Raw genomic sequence first — 257 nt, forward strand, 5'->3', positions numbered from 1 at the left:
TGCCAGCGGGAAGTTGGAGGCGCCGAACACGGCGACCGGGCCCAGGGCGATATGGCGCTGGCGCAGATCGGCGCGGGGCATCGGCGCGCGCTCCGGCAGTGCCGGATCGTGGCGCACATCCAGCCACTCGCCGGCGCGCACCACGGAGGCGAACAGGCGCAGCTGGCCGCAGGTGCGGCCGCGCTCGCCCTCGAGACGTGCCTGGGGCAGGCCGGTCTCGGCCATGCCGCGCTGGGTCAGGTCGTCACCGATCGCTT

At 74.7% G+C, this 257-nt stretch carries 1 pseudogene; it reads right to left on the reverse strand.

The features are described 5' to 3' along the window. Nucleotides 1-257 (reverse strand): annotated as a pseudogene (locus IEI94_RS22585) (aldehyde dehydrogenase (NADP(+))); the annotation flags it as partial.

The organism is Halomonas sp. ML-15, from assembly GCF_014779595.1.
GTDB lineage: Bacteria > Pseudomonadota > Gammaproteobacteria > Pseudomonadales > Halomonadaceae > Franzmannia.